At 63.1% G+C, this 406-nt stretch carries 1 protein-coding gene; it reads left to right on the top strand.

What is annotated here, in order from left to right:
- The coding region (locus tag FLX08_RS41130) for an N-6 DNA methylase (protein WP_167530785.1) at positions 1–406 on the top strand (406 nt) is incomplete at both ends.

Here is a 406-nt window from a genome sequence, read left to right as displayed (position 1 = left end):
CCCATCTCGCGCAGGACTGGCGCGCACTGCTGTTTCCCGCGCTCTCCAACAACGAATTCGCCGACGCATACGCCCAGACAGTCACCTTCAGTCTGCTTCTGGCGCGGGAGGCGGGGATCGACTTCACTGACCACGATCTCGTGCAGATCGCGAAGCAACTCGGCAAGCAGCACCCATTGCTGGGGAGTGCGCTCAGCCACCTCGCCGAGCCGCTCATCGCACAGCAGTTGACGATCCTGGACACGCTCCGTGTCGTGATCGGCGCCGCCGACTGGAATCGCTTGCCGCAGACGGATCGCACATCGTACTGGGATCTGTACGAGCTCTTTCTGCAGGAGTACGACCCGGAGCTGCGAAAGAAGAGCGGCGCCTACTACACGCCGGAGCCGGTCGCCCGATTCATGGT

This window comes from Microbispora hainanensis, assembly GCF_006874475.1.
GTDB lineage: Bacteria > Actinomycetota > Actinomycetes > Streptosporangiales > Streptosporangiaceae > Microbispora > Microbispora hainanensis.
This window is presented reverse-complemented; position numbering and strand designations above follow the sequence as displayed.